We start from the raw sequence: 25,993 nt of genomic DNA, 5'->3' as shown, positions 1-25,993 counted from the left end.
TTCATTTTTATCTCCCAATCATTTTCTTAATCGAATTCAACTTCATCAATGCTTCAATCGGCGTCAAAGTATTAATATCGATTTTCAATAATTCTTCTCTGATATTTTCTAAAACAGGATCGTCTAACTGAAAGAAAGAGAGTTGCAGACTTTCCTCGGTGATTGATTTTGCAGAATTTTTGGATCCACTGTGGGAACGGCTTTTTTCTAAAGTTTTCAAGACTTCGTTCGCACGATTTACTACTTTCGCAGGCATTCCAGCCAACTTCGCGACGTGAATTCCGAAACTGTGTTCACTTCCGCCCGACAATAATTTCCGCAGAAAAATAATGGTCCCTTTATGTTCCTGAATAGAAACGTGGAAATTTTTGATCCTTTCGAAATTTACCGTCATTTCATTCAATTCGTGATAATGCGTGGCGAATAAAGTTTTCGGTTGAGTTGGATGTTGATGCAGATATTCCGCGATTGCCCAAGCAATAGAAACACCGTCATAAGTGGAAGTTCCGCGACCGATTTCGTCTAATAAAATCAAACTTCTTTCCGAAATATTATTGAGAATATTCGCAGCTTCGTTCATTTCCACCATGAAAGTAGATTCGCCAGAAGAAATATTATCAGAAGCTCCAACTCGAGTAAAAATTTTATCTAAAACTCCGATCTCTGCATGTTTTGCGGGAACAAAACTTCCGATCTGTGCCATTAAACAAATAATTGCAGTTTGTCTTAAAATGGCAGATTTTCCCGCCATATTTGGTCCTGTAACCATTATGATTTGTTGCGAATCTTTCGACAAAAACAAATCATTAGGAATATATTTTTCACCTAAAGGCAAAGCATTTTCAATGATCGGATGTCGTGCTTCTTTCAAGTCAATTTCAAAACCTTCATTCAAAACTGGCTTCGTATAACTTTCAGAAACAGCAAGTTCCGATAAGCCAACTCCACAATCTAACTCGGCGATAATTTTTGAATTATCCTGAATTTGATCGATGTAGATCATCACATTTTCACAAACTTTCCGGTAGAGTTGATGTTCAATTTTAGAGATCTTTTCTTCCGCGCCGAGAATTTGTTCTTCGTATTCTTTCAGTTCTTCCGTGATGTATCTTTCCGCATTCACCAAGGTTTGCTTGCGGATCCAATCGTCTGGAACTTTGTCTTTATGGGAATTTCTAACTTCAATAAAATAGCCAAAAACATTATTAAAACTGATTTTCAAACTCGTGATTCCAGTGCGTTTTACTTCGCGGTCGCACATTTCCTCTAGAAAACCTTTTCCTTTCGTTTGAAGTCCGCGCAAATGATCCAATTCTTCAGAAATGCCAGTTTTAATGACATTCCCTTTTGAAATATTAACGGGAAGTTCCTCATTTAGATAATTCCTTAAATAATCGATGAGTTCATCCACATTGACCAAAGGTGACAACCAAGCTAAAACTTCATCGTGAGGATGAAGAAGTTTTTTAATTTCCTGAATATTCATCAAACTCTGCCGAAGATAACCGACTTCTTTTGGATAAATTTTTTCCGAAGCCAACTTTCCCATCAAACGATCGAGATCAGATATGGATTTTAACAACTGTAAAATCTCATATTTCAGATTTTCTTCTTTGTTAAAAAACTCGATCAGATCTAATCTTCTGTTGATTTCATTTACCGATTTTAAAGGGAGAATCAATCTTCTGCGCAATAATCTTCCACCCATCGGAGTTGAAGTTTTATCAACGATATCGAGCAAAGATTTTCCCTGCGGATGACTTGAATAAACGATTTCTAAATTCCGCAATGTAAAATGATCCATCATCAAATACTCCTCTTTCGGAATGAGCTGAATCTTTGTAATATGTTGTAAAAGGGCGTGATGCGTATCTTCAACCAAATAAGCGAAAATTGCTCCGGCTGCAATTATCCCAAGATTTAAATCTTCAATTCCGAAACCTTTTAAAGAATTTGTTTTGAAATGATTCGTCAGTTTTTCGTAAGCATAATTATACTGAAATGCCCAATCTTCTAATTTAAAAGAACTGCGATTGCCGAGCTGTTTCGGAAGTTCGGTGCGCCGCTGATAAATAATTTCACTTGGATCAAAAGTTCCGACAATGTGAAGCAACTGCTCCAAATTCCCTTCTGAAGTCAAAAATTCTCCCGTGGAAACATCGACCAAAGCGAGTCCATATTTTTCTTTTTCCTTATGAATAGAAAGGAGAAAATTATTTTTTTTCGATGTTAAAACCTGCTCATTAAAAGTTACTCCAGGAGTCACGAGTTCTGTGACGCCACGTTTTACGATTCCTTTTACGGTTTTTGGATCTTCCAACTGATCACAAATCGCGACACGAAGTCCGGCTCTTACGAGTTTCGGCAAATAAGTATCGATGGAATGATGCGGAAAACCAGCGAGTTCGATGTGACCGTCTCCATTTGCTCTTTTCGTGAGAACAATTCCTAAAATCTGGGAAGCTCTGATTGCATCCGTACCAAAAGTTTCATAGAAATCTCCCACCCGAAACAGCAAAAGCGCATCAGGATATTTCGCCTTGATGGTGTTATACTGCGTCATTAAAGGAGTTTCTTTCTTTTCTTTTGCCATTATAGTTTATAAAAATTGTCTGTAAGATAAAAAATGGTATCTATAAAAAATAGGATACCATTTTGTGAAATATATTTTCGTCGTAAATTTTCTTTCTTAGAATTAAATTACACTTGTTTCTTATTAATTGCGATACTGGAATTTCGGATTTTTGACACCTGGGATTTCATTTACTCTAAGGTAAACTTGCGCTTTTTTGATAAGGCATTTATCGCCAGTTTTTCCATTTCCTGTAATGATATTTTGTAATTCACTTTTAATGGTTTTCATTTAGAAGTTATTCTCACTACAAAAATACATATTTTTTATGCATTTTTTTTATCAGGTAATATGTTCATTATGCCGCAAAAATTTCATAGCGCACAGATTTCACAGATTTACACGGATTGATAGCAATTTAAATATCAATTTATGCATTTTCAAAAAAAAATTATTTTATCTGTGCAAATCAGTGAAATCCGTGTGAGATAAAAAAAAATTAAGAATTAAAAAACCTTAGTTTTGCCAAAAATACGAAAATGTCATCCACAAAGAAACTGAAACTCGAAGAATTAGGAAGAATTGATGTCGAAACCTTTAAAGAAACCAAGAAAACGCCGCTTGTTGTAGTTTTAGATAATGTTCGAAGCATGCATAATGTGGGTGCGATTTTCCGGACTGCAGATGCATTTTTGATTGAAAAAATTGTGCTGTGCGGAATTACGCCGCAACCGCCACATCGGGAAATTCAGAAAGCTGCTTTGGGTGCAACCGAAAGTGTGGATTGGGTTTATGAAAAAAATATTACCGAGGCTTTGCAAAATTTAAAGACAGAAACCTTTAAAATCATTGGAATTGAACAAACTTCAAATTCAGAGATCATCACGAATTATACCATCGATAAAACCCAGAAATACGCCTTAGTTTTGGGTAATGAAGTAGATGGATTGAGTGAGGAAGCTCTTCCTTATTATGACACTTTCCTGGAAATTCCGCAGTTGGGAACGAAACATTCTTTGAACGTTTCTGTTTGTGGTGGAATTGTGATGTGGGAATTTTTTAAAAATCTTTCGTAAATTACAGTTCAACATTTATTAATCAAGTATCAAAAATAGATGGATTTCAATCAAATTAGTTTAGATAATATCAACATCAATTGGATCGCCGAAAAGGTTACGACATACGGTGTAAAGATCTTAACGGCGCTCTTAATCATATTTGTAGGTTTTTGGATTGTTTCAAAAATATCAAAATTAATCAGGCACGAAATGGCCAAAACAAATCTTACCATTTCCTTGAAAAAAGTGGTGGGAGACGTCATTTCAATTTTGATGAAAGTTTTGGTGGTGCTCATCGCGATGAATACTGCGGGAATGGAAATTACTTCATTGGTTGCACTTTTGGGTGGATTAGCAGTTGGAGTTGGATTGGCATTACAGGGCAGTTTAGCCAATTTTGCAGGCGGAATTTTAGTTCTTTCTTTCAAGCCTTATAAAGTAGGAGATTTTATAGAGTCACAAGGAAAATCTGGTTTTGTAACAGAAATTACTTTGCTCCAAACCAAACTCCTTACTTATGAAAAAAGGACCATTATTTTACCGAATGGCAGTACTTTTAATAATCCGATAGAAAATTTTTCAAGCACAGGAGTTCGTCGTGTAACGATTGGAATTGGAATTGGTTACGATGATAATTTTGAGTTGGCACAAAAATTACTTTTGCAGGTTTTTGCAGATGAACCTTTGATTATAGAAGAAAATGGATATGTTGTAGAAATTAATGAGTTTGGGGACAACAGTGTTAATCTCGCAATGTTCGCCTATGCTAAAACTGAAGATTACAAAAGAGCACTTTGGAATGTGAACCGCGCCACCAAGAGAACATTGGACGCAAATGGGTTCAATATTCCTTATCCACAAAGAGATGTTCATATTATTTCTAAATAAAAGATGACCTTTTTGAAACAGATATTTCAAGAATTAAAACTTTAAAAACGAAAAAACTCTTTCATTTCTGAAAGAGTTTTTTTTATAAATATTCTTGAAAGAATTTATCTCCAGCCACCACCAAGTGCGCGGTATAATTCTATTCCGGCATCTAACTTAGAATATTCTGCATTAGAGATATTCAATTCTGCATTAAGCTGATTCACACTCGCATTGATGACTTCCAGATAATTTGCCAAACCGTAATTCACCAGTTCCTGAGAATATTCTACCGAGTTTTTGTAGGCCTCCATTTCCTGCCTTTTTAAACTGATAAAGCCATCTTGAGAATTATACACTTTCAAAGCATCAGAAACTTCTTTCCCTGCGGTCAATATCGATCTGCGAAAGTTTAAATAAGCGATTTCTTTATTCGCCATACTTACTTCATATTGCGTTTTAATTTGTCTCTTATTTAAAATGGGCTGCGTTAAACCCGCCACAACATTGGCAAAAAGAGAATTAACATTGAAGAGTTGATCTATTTCGCCAGCGGTAATTCCGCCACTTCCTGTTAATCTTAAAGTTGGATAAAAATTAGCACGCGCAGCATCGGTCAGTTCAAAAGCATTCATTAATCGGTATTCCGCAGCTTTCACATCTGGGCGGTTTGCCAATAAATTTGCGGGATAACCCAATTTCAGACTGAGAGGCATTTGCTGAGCAGAAATGGTAGATCGCTCAATATCGCCAGAAGGTTCCGCCATCAATAAACTCATCGTATTTTCTAACAAAGCAATCTGCACATCAATACTAATTAACATTGATTGTGCATTAAAAACCAAAGCTTCACTTTGTTGAACTGCAACCTCTGTAAGATTTCCAGCTTCTTTTAAAGCAGAAGTCGTTTCTAAATTTTTCTTCCGTAAGGTGATGGTCTCATTGATAATTCTTTTCTGATCATCAAAAGTCAATAGTTGATAATAAGCCGATGCTACAGAAGCTACCAGATCACTTTTTACCGCTTGGTGCGTAGAAACGGTGCCTAAATAGCTTGCCAATTCGGCTTTTTCCTGAGCTTTTAATTTACCCCAAACATCAACTTCCCAGCCTACATTTGCACTCACATCAAATTGATTTCTGTATACTCGCCCGCCAAAAAGCTGAGCATTTTGCGTATTGAGAGATTGGGTTTGAAAAGTATAATTTGGTCCAGCCGAAAGGGTAGGTAAATAAGCAGCTTTACTTTGCTTTAAGTAAGAATCTGCCGCATTGATGTTTTGAAGCGCCACTCTTACATCTAAATTATTTTCTAAAGCTTTCGTTATATGTTTTTGCAAAATGGCATCAGTGAAAATCTCCTTCCAAGAAACCGTTGCCAGACTCAGAGAATCCTGCGGCAGTAAATCGGTTCGGAAAAGATTTTCATCAATAGCTTCGGTTGGTCTCTCGTATTTTTCACGGGTTATACAAGAAGTCAAAAAGAAAGACGCAAAAAGGATTGATAAAAGTTTTATGGGAAGGTATTTATTCATTTTTTTAATTTTTCTTACCCTTAATTATTCGGATAAATTAACGCTTTTGTCCTTTAAAGGTGAAATTTTCTCCTGCAGATATTGGAAGATCACATACAAAACAGGAATCGCCATCAGACCGAAAATAGTTCCGATTAATAATCCTGCTGCTGCACCCGTTCCGATTGATCGGTTACCCACGGAACCAATTCCACTAGCAAAAATAAGGGGTACCATTCCAAAAATAAAAGCAAATGAAGTCATTAAAATTGGTCTCAAACGTGCCTTCGCCGCATTAATTGCAGACATAGCAATGGATTCACCGTGATGACGCCTCTGTAAAGCAAACTCTACAATCAAAATGGCATTCTTTGCTAATAATCCAATCAGCATGATGATGGCAATTTGGAAATAAATATTGTTTTCAAGACCGAAAACTCTTTGACCAAAAAATGCACCTGCAACACCTAATGGTAAGGAAAGAATAACAGAAAAAGGCAATAGATAACTTTCATACTGCGCAGCCAAAATAAAGTAGATGAAGAGAAAACTCAATAAAAATACCACGTACGTTTGCGCTCCAGCCTTCATTTCCTCTTTTGATAATCCCGTAAATTCTACATCATAATTGGCGGGTAAACTTTCAGCTGCTACTTGTTGAACTGCTTTAATAGCATCACCCGTAGAAAATCCCGGATTACTTGAACCACTGATTCCCACCGAAGTAAATAAGTTATAGCGTTCTAAAGATTGTGGTCCAAAACTTCTTTTCAAAGTTACAAATTGAGAAATCGGAGCCATGGCTCCAGATGCGGTTTTCACAAAAATTGAATTTAATTTTTCTGGCGTTGTTCGATCTTCAGGTAAAGCCTGAATCATCACCCTAAACTGTTTTCCGTATTTCGTAAAATCTGAGGCATAAATGCCACCAACGTATCCTTGCATGGTGCTTAAAATACTATTTAGAGAGATCCCACTTTCTTTCGCACGCGGAACATTCACCACCATTTCAAACTGTGGATAATTGGTGTTGAAAGAAGTATTTGCGAATTGAATTTCGGGTTTCTGTGAAAGTGCTGCCACAAAATCTTGGGTTACTTTACTCAATTCCGTTATTTCTCCTCCCGATTTATCTAATAAAACGGCAGAAAAACCATCACTGGAACCAAATCCGGGAACACTTGGTGGAGAGAAGAAGACAATTTTCGCATCTGGATATTTCCCCGTTAATCCAAACAATTTTTTCGTAATTGATTCTATATCTTGTCCTTCTTCGTTACCACGTTCCTTAAATGGTTTTAGTCGAATAAAAGCTTGACCCACATTGGACCCACTTCCAGACATAAAACCTCTACTCGCTGTGAATGTCACATTCATAACACCGGGAATTTTTCTTGCTTCTTTCTGGAGGTCCGATAAAACGTTGTAGGTTCTTTCCATGGAGGCTCCCGGTGGTAACTGCACGTCTGTAAATAAAATTCCACGATCTTCCTTCGGTATAAATCCAGATGGCATAGTGGAATTGGCCCACCAAAAAGTAAGTCCCGCTGCGGCAAACAGAATGATGGTTACCCATTTATGACGCAATAAAAAGGCAAAAGAATTACCGTATCTTCGAGTGGTTGCAGTGAAACCAGCATTAAACTTCATGAAGAATTTCTGCATGAAATTCATATTCGAATATTCTTTGCTGTGGTGCGTAGGTGGCTTTAAAAATAAGGAACAAAGCACGGGGCTCAAAGTCAATGCATTTACGGCAGAAATTAAAATCGCGATGATTAAGGTGATACCAAACTGCTGGTAAAAAACTCCAGTTGGACCCGTTAAAAAGGTCACAGGAATAAACACCGCCGCCATTACTAAAGTGATCGAAATAATTGCACCCGTAATTTCGTCCATTGCTTCTACGGTGGCTTTTTTGGCATCTGTGATTCCACTTTCCATTTTAGCATGTACCGCTTCTACAACCACAATGGCATCATCCACCACAATTCCAATGGCTAAAACCAAAGCAAACAAGGTGAGAAGATTAATAGAATAACCGAGTAAATTCAAAAAGAAGAATGTTCCTACAATAGAAACAGGTACTGCAATTGCAGGAATTAATGTTGATCTGAAATCCTGTAAGAATAGAAAAACAACTAAAAACACAAGGACAAACGCTTCTAATAAAGTAATAATCACCTTATTGATGGACGCTTCTAAAAATTCATTAGTATCAAAATTGATATTGTATCCAACTCCTTCTGGCAAAGTTTTTTGCGTTTCGGCAAGCAAGACATTAATGTCTTTAATGATGTCTTGCGCATTGGAACCGGGCGTTTGAAAAATACCCATACTGATGGCTCTTCGACCATTATTTTCTCCAATTCCGCCGTAGTTTTGGGCATCTAATTTAATTTCCGCCACATCTTTTAACCGCAAATAATCGCCATTACCAAGAGCACGGATGATTATATTTTCAAATTCGTCTACTTCATTATATTTTCCTTTGTAGGTAATAATATATTGAAAAGAACTTCCGCTATTTTCTCCTAAAGCACCGGCAGCAGCTTCACGCGATTGATCATTAATTGCCGCAGAAACTTCTGATGGTTCTAAACCGTAGGCTGCCATTTTTGCTGGATCCAACCAGATTCTCATGGCGTAATTTTTTCCCCCGAAAGCTTGAGCATCTCCAACTCCATCTACCCTTTTCAAGGCTGGAATAATATTGATGTTCATGTAATTTTGCAACCAAACTTCATCCAGTTTTGGATTAGCCGTATAGAAACTTAAATACATCAAAGCACTTGTTTGTTGCTTATTAACCTGTACTCCAGAACGTGTAACCTCTGAAGGCAAAAGCGGGATTGCTCGCTGAACTTGATTTTGAACATTTACGGCAGCAATATCTGGATCTACTCCTTGCTTAAAGAAGATTTGAATAGATGCGGAACCATTATTCCCGGCAGAAGAGGAAATATAATCCATTCCTTCTACTCCATTTACCTGTTCTTCTATGGGAATTATGACACTGTTCATTACCGTTTGCGCATTGGCTCCTGTGTAATTTGCAGAAATTCTAACGGTAGGTGGAGCGATATCTGGATACTGCGTAACTGGTAAGGAAATCAATCCTAATATGCCCATAATCACAATCAAAATTGAGATTACGGTGGATAAAACCGGTCTATTGATAAACTTTTTAATCATCTTAGAAAATCGGTTTTATGGCGTTGATAATATCATCGAATTTTTTAGGCTGCGGCTTAACAGCAGTTCCAGATTTTATAGAACCAACACCTTCAGCAACGACCACTTCACCTTTGGTAACACCTTTATTAATGACCACCATATTATTGACTCTGTCTAGTACGGAAATTACATCACTTATTGCGGTATCTTTTTTCACTTTGTAGACGTAAACCAAACCTTGCTGCTCATACGTAGCACTTTCTGGCAATACCAAAGCTCCATCATACGTAATCGGAATTCTTATGGTTCCGCTATTTCCATTACTCAACAATTTGTTGGGATTAGCAAAAGAAACTCGAAACTGAATACTTCCTGTAGCTGCATCAATCTGACCTGTTACCGCTTTTACATAACCTTTCTCTGAATAAACGTCACCGTTTGCCAAAAGCAATTCTACAGCGGGCATATTTTTAATTTTCTCTGGAATGGTAGCGCCCAGAGAATTCTTTAGGAAATCTAAATATTCCTTCTCATTCATGGAAAAATATGCGTAAAGTTCACTCGTGTCTGATACGGTAGAAATTGGCATTGCATCTCCTGGACCAACCAAACTTCCCGTTCGATAATTAATTTTACCAATGACGCCAGAAATTGGAGCTCGGATCACAGAATAATTAATGTTTGCCTGAACGCCTTGGAAATTTGCCTGCGCTTGTGCCACTCCAGCACTTGCTTGCTGCTTCGCTGCGATGGCTTGAGAAACTTGTGCTTGTGCTCTGGCTAAATTGGCTTGTGCCGTTTGTAACTGAACATTGCTTATGATATTTTTTTCTACCAAAGGCCTCAATTTATTCACTTCAACTTGTGCGACTGCAACTGCAGCTTGTGCAGCTTTCACACTTGCATCAGAGGCGGAAACATTTGATCGTGCAGCACCGACCCCAGCTTTCGCCGCATTGGCTGACTGACTTAATGCGTTAGTTTCTAGTCGAAAAAGAGGTTGTCCTTTCGTAACATATTGCCCCTCATCTACCAAAACTTGGGTGATGTATCCCTGAATTTTTGCGCGTACATCATTATTAACCCTACCTTCAATATTTGCAGGGAACGTAGAATAACCAGTTACATTTCTGGTTTCTACCATTACAGTAGCCACTACTTTTGGACCTTGTGGAGGTTTTTCTTCATTCTTTGTACAAGAAAGCACAGCTAAAATGGAGAAGGAGAGCAGAATAATTTTTTTCATGAACTTCGTTTTATTTTTTGCTTCAGGTAGAATTTGAAGAATACTTTCTTTATAATTGACTTATACTTTCTTTAATGGTAAAAATATTTTTTTCAAAGAGCTTACAGTAAAAACAAAATTTTTCTCGTTCTTCAACTGTTTCCGGTTTCCGGAAATCCTTGAGTTTATTTAAGATGGCCAATTCCCTCTCCATTTTGAGGGCAATTTCCTCAAAACGGATTTTCATGTACTTTTCATTCATCACGAAGGTCCGTTTCCGCTCATCAATTTTATTATAATCTTTAATAATATTGAGATTCAAAAGCAGATTAAGATTAGAGGAGACCGAACTTTTACTAGCCGCAAAAACTTCAACGAACTCGTCAAAAGAAACACCGTTTCTCTCAAAATCAAAGATGAGGTATGCGTAGATCTTTGCAGCAAGTGGCGGTAAATGGAAAGCATCTCCATAAAAACTCACCATTTCTCGAAAAATTTGCTTGTCTATTTCTATCATTTATTAAATCTAGAATGCAAAACTACAACTTCGTTCGGAACCAAACGAACCAAGTTCTTATTTTATGATAATATTAGCGTTTAGTTTTATCAATTACAGCCAATATGGATATTCTTGCAATTTTGAATTGAAGTGAATTTGAATCTTAGCATTATCAAACAGAAAATCGTTAATTTTGAATAATGGATTTAAGAGATCAACTAAAAAATATGTTTCCTGATCATGAAGAGCAGGATTTTCAAATGCCAGAAGAAAAATTTGTACAGAAAGAACCACTTGTCTGTAAGTTTGAAAAGAAAGGCAGACATGGAAAACCCGTAACTTTAATTGAAGGCTTCGAAGGAAGTGAGGAAGATTTGAAAAAAATTTCAAAAAGAATAAAAACCACGTTAGGAATTGGCGGTTCTGAGAAAGACGGAATTGTAGTTATTCAAGGAGACAACCGCGATAAAATTATGGTGATTTTAAAAGAAATGGGTTATAAAACGAAGCGAGTGGGAGGATAGGAAAAGACGAATCGATGAAAGACCTTTAAATAAGAAAAACATGAATTTAAGCAAGAAAATCTGCAGCGCTAATTGAGTGGATCCCGATATAAATCGGAGGGAACGGAAGACGGAAATGCCTGCAATAAAAAAAATAATAAAGTGGCATTCGACGAAGTCAAATCTCTACAAAAAAAATAATACTAAAAATAAAAAATATACTATGCTGAATAAATTAGCTGCATCTGAATTGGTGCTTAATGAGGATGGAAGTGTTTATCACTTGAATCTATTGCCAGAAGATATCGCGGGAAAAATAATGTTGGTAGGTGATCCGGATCGCGTTCCGAAAGTTTCTAAATATTTCGACAAGATAGAAATCAAGAAAAATAAACGGGAATTTTATACGCATACCGGAACTTTGCGCGGGGAAAGAATTACGGTAATGTCCACTGGAATTGGAACGGAAAATATCGACATCGTGATGAACGAACTGGATGCTTTGGTGAATATCGATCTGAAAAATAAAGAATTTAAAAGTGATCACATCGCGCTGGAATTATTCCGGATGGGAACTTGCGGAAGTGTGAATCCTGAGGTGGAAGTAGATAATATGTTGGTGACGGAAAATGTGGTTGGTCTTGATGGATTGCTGCATTTTTATCAGGATTATGAGTTTGAAAATGAATTCTCCAGAAATTTTATGGCGAAATTTCCCTACGAAAAAATTAAACCGATGCTCTATTTTTCGGATTGGTCCAAAGAAATGGGTGAATATTATAAAGATGCAAAATACCACGGAAATACGGCAACTTTTCCAGGTTTTTATGCGCCACAAGGAAGACAGCTTCGGTTGAAAGCGCTCGATGATCAGTTTTTGGAAACTTTGAATGATTTAGGAGTAACGAATTTCGAGATGGAAACTTCGGCGATTTATGGACTTTCTAAATTATTGGGACACAAAGCGATTACGGTAAATTCTGTAATTGCGAACAGAAGAAGAGGCGAGTTTTCCGCAGATCATGCTGCTTCGGAAAGAAATATGATCGAATGGGTTTTGGACCGGATTATTAAGTAAAAGATATCATTATATAAATGCGGTTAAGAAATTAGCCGCTTTTTTTTAAATTAATTCCTAAAACTGCAATCCACCAAATGATCATTTACCATTCCGGTTGCTTGCATAAACGCGTACATCACAGTTGAACCCAGAAATTTAAAACCTCTCTTCTTTAAATCTTTCGAAATTTTATTAGAAATTTCTGTAGTTGCAGGAACATCATTTGAAGTTTGCGGCTGATTAACAATTGGATTTCCATCAAGGAATCCCCAAATATAGGTAGAGAAACTCCCAAATTCTTTTTGGATTTCTGAAAACTTCTCCGCGTTATTAATGGTGGCTAAAATCTTTAATCGATTTCGGATAATTCCGGAATTTTGCATCAACTCCTCTATTTTCACTTCATAATATTTTGCAATTTTTTGGTGATCAAAATTATCAAACGCAGCTTTGAAGTTTTCTCTTTTCTTCAAAATCGTATACCAAGATAAACCCGCCTGAAAACTTTCAAGCACTAAAATTTCGAAAAGGGTTTCATCATCATAAACTGGTTTTCCCCATTCTGTATCGTGATATTTTCTGTACAAATCATCCTTTTCACACCAACCGCATCTTCTAATTTCCATATTCTAAACATATTAGCAAAAATAAAAAACATTTAATTATGATTTTAACAAAACTTTAAAACATATTTAACAAATTATTAAAATATTTCGGAATAAATATTGCAACTAAGTACGAATCAAAATATAATTTTCATTCAATATTTATTAATTAAAAAAAATACTATTATGGACAATCAGGATTACAACAAAGCAGAAAACGCAGTAGATCAAGCAAAATGGAAAGCAGAAGATTTAGCGGACAGAGCGAAAGATTACATCAAAGATACCCGTGCAAATGATGAAGAAGCTACGCACGAAGGATGGTTAGACAGAGCGAAAGATAATGTATCTGATGCTTGGGAAGACACCAAAGACGCTGCTTCTGACGCTTGGGAAAAAACGAAAGACTGGTCAGAAGATGCGAAAGCAGAAGTAAGAAAAACGACGAACTAAATTCATTTTAGGACGCATAAAAAGAGAATCATTTAAAATGATTCTCTTTTTTTATGGTTTAAACAATATAAATTTTAAATTTGTCTAAATAAACAACATTAATTATGTCCTACGGATTACTAAAAGGTAAAAAAGGAATTATTTTCGGCGCCTTAAACGATCAGTCAATTGCCTGGAAAGTCGCAGAAAGATGCCACGAAGAAGGTGCAGAATTTATTTTGTCCAACGCTCCGATCGCCATGAGAATGGGCGAAATTGACCAACTTGCAGCAAAAACCGGCTCAGATGTGGTAGCAGCGGATGCTACTTCTATGGAAGATCTGGAAAAATTATTTGCGCAAGCGGAAGCAAAATTTGGAAAACTTGATTTCATCATGCACTCCATTGGAATGTCCGTAAACATTAGAAAAGGAAAAACTTACACCGATCTTAATTACGATTTTCTGGAAAAAGGATGGGACGTTTCTTCTGTTTCTTTCCATAAAGTAATGAAAGTTGCGTGGGATAAAAATATTATGAATGAGTGGGGTTCCATTTTGGCCTTAACTTATATAGCCGCACAAAGAACATTCCCCAATTACGGTGATATGGCTGATAATAAATCGTATCTAGAAAGTATTGCGAGAAGTTTTGGATATTACTGGGGTGATAGAAAAGTACGTGTGAATACCATTTCTCAATCACCAGTGATGACGAAAGCGGGTGCAGGGGTAAAAGGAATCAGTGGTTTCTTTAATTTCGCAGATAGCATGTCTCCACTAGGAAATGCAGATGCACTAGATTGCGCAAATTACTGTGTAAGTCTTTTCTCGGATTTAACGAGAAAAGTGACGATGCAAAATCTTTTCCATGATGGTGGTTTTAGTAAAACTGGAGTATCTCAAAAAATTGTAGAGAAATTTGAGGAAGAATAAATCGTTCGCGCCTCAATAATAATAGAAAATCCGTCCCGAGTAATCGCGACGGATTTTGATTTATCTGGCAAGGCCCGGAATCACGGGTAAACTTTCATTTCCTGATGCAGAAACACTTTGCACCGCGAAAATATAGTTGTCTTTTGACAAAGGAACAGTGTACGTTTGCTCTCTTGTGAAAATCTTGTTGGTCCAAGTCGATTGGTCAGTTTCTCTGTATAAAACATTATATCCTTTGATATTTCCTGTACTTGGCTTTTCCCACATGAGTCTTGTAGAGTTGGACAATTCTTTTACATCCATCAAAACATTTGCGGGCGGTGGAGTAGATTTTGCAAGGTTTGCCATCACCGCGATGTTTACTGCGGTATTGGTTTTCAAATAATCAAAGTCCATGAACTCAATTAAATCTCCATATTTTTTATTGTTCTCTGTGCGGATATCTTGATGTTGATGATCGTAATTCTCATAGTAATCCGTTAAGCGAACCGCAGTAAAACCTTGAATAACGAAAGGAGTATGATCTCCGCCACGAAGAAAACGGTCGTTCCTATATATCAATTTGATGTCGATATTCTTCACATAACGCTCCCCAATTTCTTTTACATATCTGGCAAGTTGTCTCGCATTTCCATCATTCTCCATACCGAAATTTCTAATTTTGGTTGCTGTTTTTTCCGTTTCAAAGGCGGACAAACCTTCACTGAAAACTCGCAATTTTGGAGTTCCTTCATTTTTTGGTGCATCAAAACTGTTATTTCCTATCATATCATTATTGAGTACCGCCTGAATGGACCAATTTTCTGCTTTAGCTTGATCTGCGAGCATTTTTGCACCCAATAACCCTTGCTCTTCGCCGCTTACCGCCACAAAAAGGATGGTGGTTGGAAATTTTGAAGTACTTAAAATTCTTGCACTTTCAATCACGGCTGCAACACCGCTTCCATCATCATTCGCTCCTGGCGAGTAAGCAGTATTGTTCATCACATTAGAAATCCTGGAATCCAAATGACCAGATATAATGATAATTCTTTTGTCATTCGGATCGGTACCTTTTAAAAGTGCAATAGCATTTCCTAAATTAGTGACTTTATCAATTCTCTTTCCGTCTGGCTGTAAATCTTTATTTTGGAGATAGACTTCCATATTTCCGTCGGAATTCTTTGCGTAGGTCTTAAACTTTGAGAGTACCCAATTCCTTGCGGCTCCAACTCCTTTTCCATTATCAGTAGTAGAACTCAGGGTATGTCGTGTTCCAAAACTCACTAATTTCACTACATTGGCTTTTAGGGAATCTTTGCTCACTTTATTCAGATACCCCAAAATTTCAGCATCTTTTTCCTGTTTTTGCGCCACGACACCTATCGACAATAGGACACTTAAAATAATTACCGTTTTTTTCATTTTAAATTTTTTATTTCATTGATAAATTGTTCAATCACCTTATTTGTGGTTGCCCAAGAAGTAATTAAACGCACAGCGGATTTATCGTTATTCAATTTTTTCCATACATAAAAGTCAAAGTTTTCAGCTAATTTCTCGATTTGAGAATTCTTCAGAATGGGAAATATTTGATTGGTAAATGTTTCAGAGAGAAAATCACAACCCTTTTCCGCAAAGGCTGATTTTATTTTCATGGCTTGTTGATTAGCATGATTTGCCAGTTCAAAATACAAATCATCTTTCATCAATTCTTGAAATTGGATTCCGAGTAGCCTGCCTTTCGCAAGCATCGCACCTTTTTGCTTCAGATGAAAACCAAATTCTTTTTGTAACTTTTCATTATTGATGATAATGGCTTCGCCAATTAAAGCTCCATTTTTAGTTCCTCCTAAATAGAAAGCATCTGTGTACTTTGCTAAATCTTCTAAAGTCAAATCATTATGCTCTGCCATTAAAGCGTGCCCTAATCTGGCTCCATCTAGAAAGAAATATAAATCATTCTTCTGGCAGTATTCAAACAGAGATTTCACCTCTGCCTTAGAATAAATAGTTCCTAATTCTGTAGGATTAGAAATATAAACCAACTTTTGTTTAACCTGATGAGGTTTATTTTGATGCACGTCTATAATGGCCTGAATATCTTTTGGTTGAATTTTACCATTGGCAGTTTCTACCGCATGAACTTTGTGGCCAGTTGCTTCAATGGCGCCACTTTCATTGGTTAAAATGTGTCCTGTCTCTGCAGAAACTACACTTTCATGAGGCCGTAAAAAAGCAGAAATAGCAATTAAATTGGCTTGCGTTCCGCCAGAAACAAAATCAACACTAGACTGCGGATTATTAATTTTTTCTCTGATGATATTTTTCGCATTAATGGAATATTCGTCTAAACCATATCCATTTTGCTGGCTTAAATTTGTTTTGATGAGTGCTTCTAAAACCCTTGGATGAGCTCCTTCTGCATAATCATTCTTAAAAGAGTATTTCATGAGGATAAATGTAATAAAAATACGTTGAAAACGCCCTTTTTAAATAGGTGCAAAAGGCGGTAGTTCTATGAGATATAAATAACACTTTTGTGTTAAACATGATGAGATCTTGGGACTTCTGTCTCTAGTAATTTTCTTTATAGATAATATTTAATTACCTGTTAAAACGAAACGCATTCTGCCGGTTGCGTTTTTTTTGCCTCAAAAAAGTGTTAGATTTGCAATTCATTTAATCTAACAATATGATTTCCCTTACCGAAGAAAATTACTTGAAAGCTATTTTTCACCTGATGACACAAGATAACACGGTCACCATCAATGAGTTGAGTAAATTTTTACATGTAAAAATGCCGAGCGTAAACAACATGATGAAAAAGTTTGCGGATAAAAAATGGGTCATCTATGAAAGTTACAAACCCTTAAAAATAACAGATTCTGGGCAGAAAGAAGCAGCTTTAATTGTTAGAAAACATCGGTTAACAGAAATGTTTTTGGTGCAGAAAATGAATTTCGGATGGGAAAATGTACACGAAATTGCGGAGCAAGTAGAACACATCAAGTCAGAAAAATTTTTTGATAAAATGGATGAGTTGCTCAATCATCCCCAATTTGATCCGCATGGCGAACCGATTCCAGATAAGGAAGGCAATATTATTTCCCTCGATTTAAAAAAATTAAGCACATGTGGCGTTGGGAATAAAGTTGTTTTCACTTCAGTAACTATCTCGGATGATGATTTTCTAACCTACCTCACTGAAAAAAAGTTACAGTTAGGCAAAATATTGGAGGTGAAGGAAATTCAGAAATATGACAAATCAATGCTTATTTTAATTGAGGGGAAAGAAATTCTACTGAGCAAAATTATTTGCGAAAAAATCTTGGTGAAACACTAAGTCCCCCTTTTGGCGCATTCGGTGAATTCCCTTAACTTTGTAACAATCACATAAAATCTATAAAAATTTAATAAATGTCAAAAGCAATATCGCAAGTTCCGTTTGCTATAAACGAACCCGTAAGAACCTATGAACCAGGTTCTGAAGATGTAAAATCATTGATTTCTACCTACAAAAAAATGTGGAAAGAAAAAGTAGAAATTCATATGGTTATTAACGGAAAGGAAGTTCGCACAAAAAACGAAATCAAAATTACATCTCCACAAGATCATCAACATGAACTAGGAATTTACTATAAAGGAGATATGACTCACGTAGATGCAGCCATAGAAGCAGCGCTTGGAGCCAGAGAAAAATGGAATAATTTAGGGTGGGAACAGCGCGCTGCCATTTTTTTAAAAGCAGCAGAATTAGTTGCAGGTCCGTATAGAGATCGACTGAATGCAGCTACTATGATTGGTCAGAGTAAAAATGTGCATCAAGCAGAAATTGATGCATCTTGTGAATTTATTGACTTTCTACGTTTTAATGTAGAATTCATGACCGATTTATATAGCGAACAACCTGTATCTGATGCGGGAATCTGGAACCGCTCCGAGTACCGTCCGTTAGAAGGATTTTGTTTTGCCGTAACTCCATTTAATTTTACTGCAATTGCGGGGAATTTACCAACTTGTATGGCAATGATGGGAAATGTAGTGGTTTGGAAACCCTCCGACAAGCAAATTTATTCCGCACAAGTGATTATGGATATCCTCACAGAAGCAGGATTACCGGCGGGAGTTATTAACATGGTTTTCGCAGATGGAAAAGATACTGCGGAAAAGATTTTGAAACACCCAGATTTTGCGGGTCTTCATTTCACGGGTTCTACGAAAGTATTTCAGGGAATGTGGAAAATGATCGGGGAAAATATTCATCAATACAGAACGTATCCAAGAATTGTAGGAGAAACAGGTGGAAAAGATTTCATCATGGTTCATCCTTCTGCAAATGTAGAAGCTGTAGCAACTGGAATGGTTCGTGGCGCATTTGAATACCAAGGTCAAAAATGTTCTGCAGCTTCCAGAGCTTACATTCCAGCATCACTTTGGGAAGATGTAAAAAAAGTTTTAGCGGCTCAATTAAAAACCGTAAAAATGGGATCCCCAGAAGATCCATCTAATTTTGTAAATGCAGTGATCGACAAAAATTCTTTCGATAAATGTAAAGGATATATTGAACGAGCTGAAAAATCCAGTGACGCAGAAATTTTATTTGGTGGAAAATGCGATGACAGCAAAGGATATTTTGTTGAACCAACCATTATTTTAGCTTCTAATGCAAAATATGAGTCAATCTGTGAAGAGATTTTCGGACCGATTCTTTCTGTTTATATTTACAAGGATGAGGAGTGGGCAGAAACTTTAAAATTGGTAGATGAAACTTCTCCTTATTCTTTAACGGGAGCAATTTTCGCGCAGGATCGTTATGCAATTGCAGAAGCCTATAAAGCTTTGGAAAATGCCGCAGGAAATTTCTACATTAATGATAAACCAACCGGAGCTGTAGTTGGTCAACAACCTTTTGGTGGTGCCAGAGCATCTGGAACTAATGACAAAGCAGGATCTAAAATGAATTTATTGCGTTGGGTTTCTGTACGAAGTATTAAAGAAACTTTTGTTTCTCCGAAAGATTATAAATATCCATATCTGGGTTAAGAGTACTTACATCGAAATTTAAATCCTGTCTTTTTGGCAGGATTTTTTTTTGGCTTAAAGTAGAAAATTTAAAAATGGGTAAAGCAAATAAAAAATTAATTTAACTTTATAAAAATTTCAAAATGATAAAAAAATATTTTATAAATACGCTCAAAATCATGATTCTATGCCTCATTTTTTCAAGTTGTAGGAAAGAAAATGAATTACCAGATGTCCAAAAAATGGAAGAAATTGTAGTTGTTGCGAACAGATTAAGTGGGAGCATCAGTTTTATCGACACCAACACAAATCAAGTCATCAAAACACTTGAAATTGCAGGTTCGGATCCAATGTATGTGGTTTATGTTCCCTCAAAAGACAAAATTTATGTGGGTGACCGAAAAGCGAATAAAGTTCATATCATAAATCCTGACACAAAAGCGCTGGAAAACTCCATCAATGTTGGTAAAGGTGTCTTTCACATGTGGGCAAATGGAGGTCAGCTGTGGATTATTGGAGACATTGATAAAACAATTTCTGTCCTTGATTTAAATACCAATTCTATCATCAAAACAATCAATGTTGGCTTGACTCCGCATGATATTTTTCTTACTAAAGATGGTACAAAAGCGTTTGTTTCCGCCTTTAATCCAGTTTTCGGACAACCGGATAGTGTCTTAATGTATTCCATAAAAACTTTTGAAAAAACTGGGGAAGTTACCGTAGGTCAAGAACCGCATCTTTTTCATCTATCAAGCACCAATAAGTTATACGTTGCTTGTCAATCTGGGCAACTTTATATTTTAAATGGAAATGACCTGACCACCTTTAAAAATACGGCATATGAAGGAGCGCATGGAATTTTCGCTTCACCGGATCAAAATTCTATTTTCATGACCAATATTACCGGTGCTCAGATTTTTTCTGCGAATGCTACTACGGGAACAAGCAATGGGTCGCCGTTAAATACACCAATTCCAACTCCGCATAATATTGTGCTTAACGAAGTGGGAAATAAAATGTTTGTCACGCATTCAGGACCTGCTGCAAATACGGTTACTACATATTCTGTAAATGCATCCACATTGAGTCCAGGTACCACAATCACGGTAGGAAATAATCCTTTTGGAATTACGTATTATAAAAGAGCAAATAAATAACGTATTTTGTGTAAATTATTTTAACAAAGATTTATAATTTGATTCAAAATTATGGCACGTTTTTTACAATAGTTAGGTATCAAATTAAATTTTATAACAACTAAAAATACAATTATGAGTACTAAAAAAAATGGTTTATTAGCTTTATTAGGATTAGGAGCTTTAGCATGGTGGAAATATAAAAATTCTACCCCAGAAGAAAAACAAGTGGTGAAAGATACCATCAATACTGCAAAAGATAATTTCAATAAGTTCGGTAGCGATATAAAATCAAAAGCAAGTGACGTAGCATCTCAAGTTCAAGATAGAGTTGGACAAGCTACTAATTCTGCTGAGAAAACAATGAATCAAAACTAAGATTCACTTGAAAAATAAAAAAACCGCAATTCATTGCGGTTTTTTTTTGTCTTATCATTTCGATGTGTATAATCTAACAAATTAAAATTAGTTCAATAAAGCATTGAAAGTATCACCCTGTTTGATATCTCCGGTGTTATATCCTTTCATGAACCACTCTTTTCTTTGAGCTGAGCTTCCGTGCGTAAAACCTTCTTGGTTCACATAACCTTGTGATCTTTTCTGAATGTTATCATCACCTACTGCTTCTGCGGCTGAGATTGCAGATTCGATATCACCAGGTTCCAAAAACTTTTCCCGATTGTCTGTTTGTCTCGCCCATACTCCCGCATAAAAATCCGCCTGAAGTTCTGTGGCGACAGAAACTTTATTCATATCCGTTTCCGAATATTTACCACTTGCTCGAAGCTGATCCACTTTCTGCGTTGTTCCTAATAACGTTTGTACATGATGCCCAATTTCGTGCGCCATAACATATGCAATGGAGAATTCTGTCACCTCTGCTCCAAATCGTTGCTCTAATTCTTTGAAAAAACTCATGTCCATGTAAACCATTTGATCTGCAGGGCAATAAAAAGGACCCATTGCTGCTTGCGCAGTTCCACATCCAGATTGCGTTACATTTTCAAACATGACCACTTTTGGCGCACTATATTGCATGCCATTATCCTGAAAAATCTTTGACCAGGTTTGTTCATTTTCTGCTGTAATCATTGAAACGAATTCCCGTACTTTAACTTCCTCCACAGAGAGATCACGTTGCTCAGTTTGCGCAGAAGAATTGCCCATACCAGAAGAAAGAATGGCAGACGGATCACCGCCCAGAAAAAATACAATTGCGGCAATAATTAAAGTTCCTAAACCACCGCCAACGAGCATTCCGCCACCGCCGCCACTTCCACGCCTATCATCTACGTTGCCACTTCTATCGTTTGTCCATTTCATATCCTAATTTTTTAAATGCTTTTAAGTAAATTAATGTTCTTTTTTTCTACAAATAGTTTAAACCTGTATCTTTGGAGTAAAGTTAAATATTTTAATAAATAACGAAGTATTTTACGTTCTAAATTTCTACTTTTAAGCCATGATACAAAAAATAAGCCGACTGGCAATTCCTCTATTTATTCTACTCCTGGTTAATTCCTGTACGGAAGAAGTATCTCCAGAAGATGCAGTACAATCACTGTCTAAAAACGGATCTGTGGAGACCGTTGTTTCCATTGAGAATGCGGATTCTATGGATGTTTTAGTTACGAAGCATAAAGTCTGGGTAAAGAACAGTTTAGCAAAAGAAATAACTACGAGAGACACGATTCCCACTTTAGGTGACACCATTATTTCAGTGAATGATAATGGTACTAAAATTTCGAAGACCATTAAAAAAGACTACGAATTTTATATCACGGTACAATAATTTTAGCATGAAAAAAAGCAAACAGATCACACTGATCTTCGTTACCGGAATACTGGCAAGCTGTACTACTAAACCTGAAGAAAAATCCTGGGATACTGAAAAAAAAGTATACATGAGATCTGATTCTACCGCTCAATACAGCCCGTCTCATGGGTTTGTGACTGGCCTTTTGCTCTACCATGTTTTTCGACCATACGGATTCAGTGGCGGTAGTGGCTTTCAAAGAGGATATTACAGCAACTCAATTTCCCCCATGTCCAACATCGGAAAAAACACCTACAAAGGCAATGTGATCCGTGGCGGAATGGGCAGAACAGGTTTCAGTGCATCTTCATAGTTGGTATGAAAAGAATTCTTACTTCGCCCAGAAAAAATTGGCAGGAAAAGCTGGAAAAAATTGGTTTTGGATATCATTCTGTAGACGATGTTTATTGGGATGAAAGTGCTTATTATGAGTTCGAACCAAACGAAATAAACCATTTGGAGAAAGCAACGGCGGAACTTTGGCAAATGTATTTAGTTGCTGTAGAACACGTAATTTCTAAAAATCTTTTTTATCAATTTCACATTCCAGAATGGTTTCGAAATACGATCACTGAAAGTTGGGAAAAAGATTTTCCCTCAATTTATGGAAGGTTTGATCTAGGCTTTGACGGGACCCAAATTAAATTACTGGAATTTAATGCAGATACACCTACTTCTTTATTTGAAGGCTCCGTGGCACAATGGTTTTGGCTGCAAGATAAATTTCCAAATAAAGATCAGTTTAATTCTATTCATGAAAAACTCATTGCCTACTGGACCTATTTGAAACCTTATCTAGGCAGTAATTACGTAAGATTCGCCTCTCTAACAAATATAGAAGACGTCACAAATGTGGAATACATGAGAGATTGCGCTTCACAGGCAGGATTGGAAACGTCATTTATTGCAATTTCGGATATCGGATGGGCAGATGAAATTAAAGAGTTTGTGGATGAAAACAATGAATTGATCAACGTAATCTTTAAGCTTTATCCCTACGAATGGATTCTGGAAGAAAATTTTGGAAAAAAAATGGTAGAGAACGGTTCTAAAACACAGTGGATTGAGCCGCCTTGGAAAATATTGGCCTCTTCAAAAGCAATGTTACCAATATTGTGGGAGCTTTTTCCGAATCATCCCTATTTGCTGGAAAGTTATTTCGAACCACGCAATCTTCTTAACTACGCTAAAAAGCCTATCTATTCCAGAGAAGGTGCAAATATTTCTCTCTTTAAAAATCATATTCCGATTGAGCAAAACAGCGGTATTTATGGTAAAGAAGGGTACATTTATCAGCAGTTTTTTGATCTTCAAAATTTCGCTGGAAATTATCCTGTTGTAGGGAGTTGGATCATTGGACAAGAGCCAGCGGGAATTGGTATGCGAGAAAGTGTGAATTTGATCACCAACAACCAAAGTAGATTTGTACCACATTTAATCAGCTAAAATTCTTCACCTCAAAGTAATGAGTGTATTCAAAGTACATTTAGAGAGTCAGTTTTTTTCCCTTCACCCAATAACTGGTACTTTGGTAAGCTGCTATACATTCTTCTACCAAGGGACTCGCTAACTTTTTGACTGGAAGTTCAGTGTATAATAACTTGAAGTTTTCGGCTAAATTTGAAGGCTGCAATTCCAAATCGTACTGCTTGATTTTTCTTGTTGGTGAAAGTATGGTGAGTTTATTCCCTTTGATTAAACCTAAATCTTGATACGTCGCAATATATGCTTTCGGCTGAAATTGATCACTGAACACGTCTTGTCCTAAAAATTTAGTTTCATAGTTGAAATTAAGTAATCCTAGTAATGATGGCATTACATCAATTTGCGACATTAATTGATTAAACTTTTGAGGCTGAATAAATCCTTCCGAAAAAATCATACCTGGAATTCTGTATTTGTCTAAAGGCAATTCGGTTTTGCCTGCACTGGAAGCACAATGGTCAGCCACGATTACGAAAACCGTATTTTTATACCAAGTTTCCTTTTTTGCCATTTGAAAAAACTTTCTCAGCGCATAATCTGTGTATTTCACGCCACCTTCGCGGGACTTCGCAGTTCCAGGAATATCAATACGACCCTCTGGATAAGTAAAAGGGCGATGATTAGAAACCGTCATCCAATGATTGAAAAAAGGTTTTCCTGCATTCGCTTCCGCATTTATCACTTTAATGGCTTTGTTTGCCATATCTTCATCTGAAACGCCCCAAACATTTGCAAAGGCAATTTCTTCGGGTTTAAAGTTGCTGCGATCCACTACTTCGTAACCATTTCCTTTGTAGAAATCCTCCATATTATCAAAATAGCTGTACCCGCCGTAAAGAAATTTTACCGCATAACCTTTCGATTTAAAGACGCTACCTGTGGTAAATTCGTTTTTATTTTCTTTTCTTTTGATGATGCTTTCTCCCGCAGTTGGAGGAATGCAAAGCGTTAATGCTTCCAAACCACGAACGGTGCGATTGCCTGTTGCATAGAGATTGGTAAACATTAATGATTGATCGGCTAAACTATCTAAGAATGGTGTTATTTTTTTGGTGTTGCCGTAGTGCTCCAGAAAATCTGCAGACAAACTTTCAATGGAGATTAGCATGACATTTTTCTTTATTTCTGGAGTGGTCGGAGTTATTTTACGGGTAATTGCAATCGGGGAAAATTGATTAAGAAAATTTTTCTCTGCTACAGCTTCTTCAATTGTGGGATAGAACTGAAAATAATCGAGTTCATTATTGGTAAAAGCGTGATAAAATTTCGGAAATCCGTTGGCTTGAATTTCTCGAGCGAAAACATTTTTAGTTGTTACCGAATCCATTTTTGGAATTAGAAAAAGACTAATGGTGCACAATAACAAAAAAACTGCGAGCAGGGAAAGCTTTTTGAAAAAATTAGGCAGAGAAAGCAGCTGTGCTTTTGTTTGCTTGTAGATGAACCAAGTTACTAAAAGTGTTCCTGTAGAAATTGCAGTAAAGAGTGGTACAATCGGATAGCTTTCTAGGATATTACCAATTACTTCATTGGTATAGATTAGATAATCAACCGCTATAAAATTGTACCTTAAACCAAATTCATTGTAGAAAAAATATTCGCTGACACCATTGAAAATTATTAGAAGTACATAAAGAAATAGGATGATAAAATACAGCACATTTCTAATTTTGATTCTTTGGGTAGGCAAAAATAACATCAATCCAAAAAGAAAAGTTTTAAAACCTACAAAGATCATCGCTACTTCTGGGAAAGAGCCTCCATATTGTTTAAAGATGTTACCCGGGACGAAAGCAGTATATATAAAAGCAGCTACAAGGAGGCCGAAAATAAGGTAACCATACGGTTTTTTGTATTTTGAATTGGAGAGGAATAAAAAATAAACTGCGAGAAAAGAACTTGCCACGGCAAAAACCAAAACATCTGTTATTAATCCAAAAAAGAGAATCCCTACAATTTGAAAAAAATCAAATGAAGCCGTGGTGATGGGATGAAATATAAAAATGATGCGCAATACAAATGAAACCAACAAGTAAAAAAATCCCAAATAGAGAAAGGGCTTTACCTTCTGAAAAATTGTATTTTGCATGGTAGAAGATTAT

24 protein-coding genes are annotated in these 25,993 nt (G+C 36.5%); 13 read left to right on the top strand and 11 right to left on the bottom strand.

The window, feature by feature from the left end:
* Nucleotides 1-7 precede the first annotated feature (7 nt).
* Nucleotides 8-2,593: a DNA mismatch repair protein MutS gene (mutS, locus tag RCH13_RS07285; protein ID WP_326986578.1), complete on the bottom strand. Its 2,586-nt coding sequence runs from the start codon at nt 2,591-2,593 to the stop codon at nt 8-10.
* Between the two features lie 123 nt (nt 2,594-2,716).
* Nucleotides 2,717-2,863 (bottom strand): hypothetical protein, encoded by a 147-nt coding sequence (locus RCH13_RS07280; protein ID WP_326986577.1) that lies wholly within the window; start codon nt 2,861-2,863, stop codon nt 2,717-2,719.
* 248 nt (nt 2,864-3,111) lie between these two features.
* On the opposite strand from RCH13_RS07280, the gene RCH13_RS07275 reads away from it, so the two are divergent.
* A complete protein-coding gene (locus RCH13_RS07275) occupies nt 3,112-3,648 on the top strand; it encodes an RNA methyltransferase (protein WP_326986576.1) in 537 nt (178 codons plus the stop codon).
* Between the two features lie 39 nt (nt 3,649-3,687).
* The gene (locus RCH13_RS07270; protein WP_326986575.1) at nt 3,688-4,518 is read left to right on the top strand and encodes a mechanosensitive ion channel family protein; all 831 of its coding nucleotides are present in this window, start codon (nt 3,688-3,690) and stop codon (nt 4,516-4,518) included.
* Nucleotides 4,519-4,622: 104 nt separating this feature from the next.
* Here the strand turns inward: RCH13_RS07270 and RCH13_RS07265 are convergent, their stop codons facing one another.
* Genes RCH13_RS07265 through RCH13_RS07250 form a run of 4 tightly spaced genes read right to left on the bottom strand, consistent with a single transcriptional unit; the run spans nt 4,623 to nt 10,930 of the window.
* Complete coding sequence (locus RCH13_RS07265; RefSeq protein WP_326986574.1) at nt 4,623-6,032, bottom strand: TolC family protein; 1,410 nt, start codon at nt 6,030-6,032, stop codon at nt 4,623-4,625.
* A 24-nt stretch (nt 6,033-6,056) separates the two neighbouring features.
* Nucleotides 6,057-9,206, bottom strand: coding sequence for an efflux RND transporter permease subunit (locus tag RCH13_RS07260; protein ID WP_326986573.1), 3,150 nt, complete (start codon nt 9,204-9,206; stop codon nt 6,057-6,059).
* 1 nt (nt 9,207) lies between these two features.
* Nucleotides 9,208-10,434, bottom strand: a complete 1,227-nt coding sequence (locus tag RCH13_RS07255) for an efflux RND transporter periplasmic adaptor subunit (protein ID WP_326986572.1) — start codon at nt 10,432-10,434, stop codon at nt 9,208-9,210.
* A gap of 49 nt (nt 10,435-10,483) precedes the next feature.
* Nucleotides 10,484-10,930, bottom strand: coding sequence for a transcriptional regulator (locus tag RCH13_RS07250; protein ID WP_326986571.1), 447 nt, complete (start codon nt 10,928-10,930; stop codon nt 10,484-10,486).
* A gap of 182 nt (nt 10,931-11,112) precedes the next feature.
* Here RCH13_RS07250 and RCH13_RS07245 point away from each other — a divergent pair, with 182 nt between their 5' ends.
* Together RCH13_RS07245 and RCH13_RS07240 are read left to right on the top strand one after the other, a co-directional pair.
* Complete coding sequence (locus RCH13_RS07245) at nt 11,113-11,436, top strand: translation initiation factor (protein WP_326986570.1); 324 nt, start codon at nt 11,113-11,115, stop codon at nt 11,434-11,436.
* Between the two features lie 202 nt (nt 11,437-11,638).
* Nucleotides 11,639-12,493: a nucleoside phosphorylase gene (locus tag RCH13_RS07240; RefSeq protein WP_326986569.1), complete on the top strand. Its 855-nt coding sequence runs from the start codon at nt 11,639-11,641 to the stop codon at nt 12,491-12,493.
* A 50-nt stretch (nt 12,494-12,543) separates the two neighbouring features.
* Here RCH13_RS07240 and RCH13_RS07235 read toward each other — a convergent pair whose 3' ends face one another.
* Entirely contained in the window at nt 12,544-13,101 is a 558-nt protein-coding gene (locus RCH13_RS07235; protein ID WP_326986568.1) for a DNA-3-methyladenine glycosylase I, read from the bottom strand.
* A 165-nt stretch (nt 13,102-13,266) separates the two neighbouring features.
* On the opposite strand from RCH13_RS07235, the gene RCH13_RS07230 reads away from it, so the two are divergent.
* Nucleotides 13,267-13,533 carry a hypothetical protein gene (locus tag RCH13_RS07230; protein WP_326986567.1) on the top strand — a complete coding sequence of 89 codons (267 nt, stop codon included), beginning with the start codon at nt 13,267-13,269 and terminating at the stop codon, nt 13,531-13,533.
* A 104-nt stretch (nt 13,534-13,637) separates the two neighbouring features.
* Nucleotides 13,638-14,447: an enoyl-ACP reductase FabI gene (locus RCH13_RS07225; protein WP_326986566.1), complete on the top strand. Its 810-nt coding sequence runs from the start codon at nt 13,638-13,640 to the stop codon at nt 14,445-14,447.
* Between the two features lie 60 nt (nt 14,448-14,507).
* Here RCH13_RS07225 and RCH13_RS07220 read toward each other — a convergent pair whose 3' ends face one another.
* Both RCH13_RS07220 and RCH13_RS07215 read right to left on the bottom strand, forming a co-directional pair.
* Nucleotides 14,508-15,851, bottom strand: coding sequence for a M28 family metallopeptidase (locus RCH13_RS07220; protein ID WP_326986565.1), 1,344 nt, complete (start codon nt 15,849-15,851; stop codon nt 14,508-14,510).
* Nucleotides 15,848-16,879: a threonine aldolase family protein gene (locus tag RCH13_RS07215; protein WP_326986564.1), complete on the bottom strand. Its 1,032-nt coding sequence runs from the start codon at nt 16,877-16,879 to the stop codon at nt 15,848-15,850. The genes RCH13_RS07220 and RCH13_RS07215 overlap by 4 nt, the downstream gene beginning before the upstream one ends.
* 242 nt (nt 16,880-17,121) lie before the next feature.
* On the opposite strand from RCH13_RS07215, the gene RCH13_RS07210 reads away from it, so the two are divergent.
* From RCH13_RS07210 to RCH13_RS07195, 4 genes are all read left to right on the top strand, one after another.
* Nucleotides 17,122-17,772 carry a metal-dependent transcriptional regulator gene (locus RCH13_RS07210; RefSeq protein ID WP_326986563.1) on the top strand — a complete coding sequence of 217 codons (651 nt, stop codon included), beginning with the start codon at nt 17,122-17,124 and terminating at the stop codon, nt 17,770-17,772.
* Nucleotides 17,773-17,846: 74 nt separating this feature from the next.
* On the top strand, nt 17,847-19,472 hold the full coding sequence (pruA, locus tag RCH13_RS07205) for an L-glutamate gamma-semialdehyde dehydrogenase (RefSeq protein ID WP_326986562.1): 1,626 nt from the start codon (nt 17,847-17,849) through the stop codon (nt 19,470-19,472).
* A gap of 221 nt (nt 19,473-19,693) precedes the next feature.
* Nucleotides 19,694-20,611, top strand: a complete 918-nt coding sequence (locus tag RCH13_RS07200) for a YncE family protein (RefSeq protein WP_326986561.1) — start codon at nt 19,694-19,696, stop codon at nt 20,609-20,611.
* A 114-nt stretch (nt 20,612-20,725) separates the two neighbouring features.
* Nucleotides 20,726-20,968: a YtxH domain-containing protein gene (locus RCH13_RS07195; protein ID WP_326986560.1), complete on the top strand. Its 243-nt coding sequence runs from the start codon at nt 20,726-20,728 to the stop codon at nt 20,966-20,968.
* 87 nt (nt 20,969-21,055) lie between these two features.
* On the opposite strand, the gene ypfJ is transcribed toward RCH13_RS07195, so the two are convergent.
* Nucleotides 21,056-21,913, bottom strand: coding sequence for a KPN_02809 family neutral zinc metallopeptidase (ypfJ, locus tag RCH13_RS07190; protein WP_326986559.1), 858 nt, complete (start codon nt 21,911-21,913; stop codon nt 21,056-21,058).
* Nucleotides 21,914-22,052: 139 nt separating this feature from the next.
* Between ypfJ and RCH13_RS07185 the strand changes: the two genes are divergently transcribed.
* From RCH13_RS07185 to RCH13_RS07175, 3 genes are read left to right on the top strand one after another with little or no spacing between them, the layout of a single operon-like run.
* The gene (locus RCH13_RS07185; RefSeq protein WP_326986558.1) at nt 22,053-22,382 is read left to right on the top strand and encodes a hypothetical protein; all 330 of its coding nucleotides are present in this window, start codon (nt 22,053-22,055) and stop codon (nt 22,380-22,382) included.
* A 7-nt stretch (nt 22,383-22,389) separates the two neighbouring features.
* Nucleotides 22,390-22,719 carry a hypothetical protein gene (locus RCH13_RS07180; protein WP_326986557.1) on the top strand — a complete coding sequence of 110 codons (330 nt, stop codon included), beginning with the start codon at nt 22,390-22,392 and terminating at the stop codon, nt 22,717-22,719.
* A gap of 5 nt (nt 22,720-22,724) precedes the next feature.
* Complete coding sequence (locus tag RCH13_RS07175) at nt 22,725-23,852, top strand: glutathionylspermidine synthase family protein (protein ID WP_326986556.1); 1,128 nt, start codon at nt 22,725-22,727, stop codon at nt 23,850-23,852.
* Between the two features lie 40 nt (nt 23,853-23,892).
* On the opposite strand, the gene RCH13_RS07170 is transcribed toward RCH13_RS07175, so the two are convergent.
* Nucleotides 23,893-25,980 carry an LTA synthase family protein gene (locus tag RCH13_RS07170; protein WP_326986555.1) on the bottom strand — a complete coding sequence of 696 codons (2,088 nt, stop codon included), beginning with the start codon at nt 25,978-25,980 and terminating at the stop codon, nt 23,893-23,895.
* Nucleotides 25,981-25,993 lie beyond the last annotated feature (13 nt).

Origin of the sequence: Chryseobacterium sp. MP_3.2 (genome assembly GCF_035984805.1) — a bacterium.
Lineage (GTDB): Bacteria > Bacteroidota > Bacteroidia > Flavobacteriales > Weeksellaceae > Kaistella.
Note: the sequence above shows the minus strand (reverse complement) of the source record. Positions and strands in the feature narration are given on the sequence as shown.

Coding starts and splice junctions, on each gene's coding strand:
- mutS (WP_326986578.1), bottom strand. CDS start 2,593: ATGGCAAAAGAAAAGAAAGAAACTCCTTTAATGACGCAGTATAACACC.
- RCH13_RS07280 (WP_326986577.1), bottom strand. CDS start 2,863: ATGAAAACCATTAAAAGTGAATTACAAAATATCATTACAGGAAATGGA.
- RCH13_RS07275 (WP_326986576.1), top strand. CDS start 3,112: ATGTCATCCACAAAGAAACTGAAACTCGAAGAATTAGGAAGAATTGAT.
- RCH13_RS07270 (WP_326986575.1), top strand. CDS start 3,688: ATGGATTTCAATCAAATTAGTTTAGATAATATCAACATCAATTGGATC.
- RCH13_RS07265 (WP_326986574.1), bottom strand. CDS start 6,032: ATGAATAAATACCTTCCCATAAAACTTTTATCAATCCTTTTTGCGTCT.
- RCH13_RS07260 (WP_326986573.1), bottom strand. CDS start 9,206: ATGATTAAAAAGTTTATCAATAGACCGGTTTTATCCACCGTAATCTCA.
- RCH13_RS07255 (WP_326986572.1), bottom strand. CDS start 10,434: ATGAAAAAAATTATTCTGCTCTCCTTCTCCATTTTAGCTGTGCTTTCT.
- RCH13_RS07250 (WP_326986571.1), bottom strand. CDS start 10,930: ATGATAGAAATAGACAAGCAAATTTTTCGAGAAATGGTGAGTTTTTAT.
- RCH13_RS07245 (WP_326986570.1), top strand. CDS start 11,113: ATGGATTTAAGAGATCAACTAAAAAATATGTTTCCTGATCATGAAGAG.
- RCH13_RS07240 (WP_326986569.1), top strand. CDS start 11,639: ATGCTGAATAAATTAGCTGCATCTGAATTGGTGCTTAATGAGGATGGA.
- RCH13_RS07235 (WP_326986568.1), bottom strand. CDS start 13,101: ATGGAAATTAGAAGATGCGGTTGGTGTGAAAAGGATGATTTGTACAGA.
- RCH13_RS07230 (WP_326986567.1), top strand. CDS start 13,267: ATGGACAATCAGGATTACAACAAAGCAGAAAACGCAGTAGATCAAGCA.
- RCH13_RS07225 (WP_326986566.1), top strand. CDS start 13,638: ATGTCCTACGGATTACTAAAAGGTAAAAAAGGAATTATTTTCGGCGCC.
- RCH13_RS07220 (WP_326986565.1), bottom strand. CDS start 15,851: ATGAAAAAAACGGTAATTATTTTAAGTGTCCTATTGTCGATAGGTGTC.
- RCH13_RS07215 (WP_326986564.1), bottom strand. CDS start 16,879: ATGAAATACTCTTTTAAGAATGATTATGCAGAAGGAGCTCATCCAAGG.
- RCH13_RS07210 (WP_326986563.1), top strand. CDS start 17,122: ATGATTTCCCTTACCGAAGAAAATTACTTGAAAGCTATTTTTCACCTG.
- pruA (WP_326986562.1), top strand. CDS start 17,847: ATGTCAAAAGCAATATCGCAAGTTCCGTTTGCTATAAACGAACCCGTA.
- RCH13_RS07200 (WP_326986561.1), top strand. CDS start 19,694: ATGGAAGAAATTGTAGTTGTTGCGAACAGATTAAGTGGGAGCATCAGT.
- RCH13_RS07195 (WP_326986560.1), top strand. CDS start 20,726: ATGAGTACTAAAAAAAATGGTTTATTAGCTTTATTAGGATTAGGAGCT.
- ypfJ (WP_326986559.1), bottom strand. CDS start 21,913: ATGAAATGGACAAACGATAGAAGTGGCAACGTAGATGATAGGCGTGGA.
- RCH13_RS07185 (WP_326986558.1), top strand. CDS start 22,053: ATGATACAAAAAATAAGCCGACTGGCAATTCCTCTATTTATTCTACTC.
- RCH13_RS07180 (WP_326986557.1), top strand. CDS start 22,390: ATGAAAAAAAGCAAACAGATCACACTGATCTTCGTTACCGGAATACTG.
- RCH13_RS07175 (WP_326986556.1), top strand. CDS start 22,725: ATGAAAAGAATTCTTACTTCGCCCAGAAAAAATTGGCAGGAAAAGCTG.
- RCH13_RS07170 (WP_326986555.1), bottom strand. CDS start 25,980: ATGCAAAATACAATTTTTCAGAAGGTAAAGCCCTTTCTCTATTTGGGA.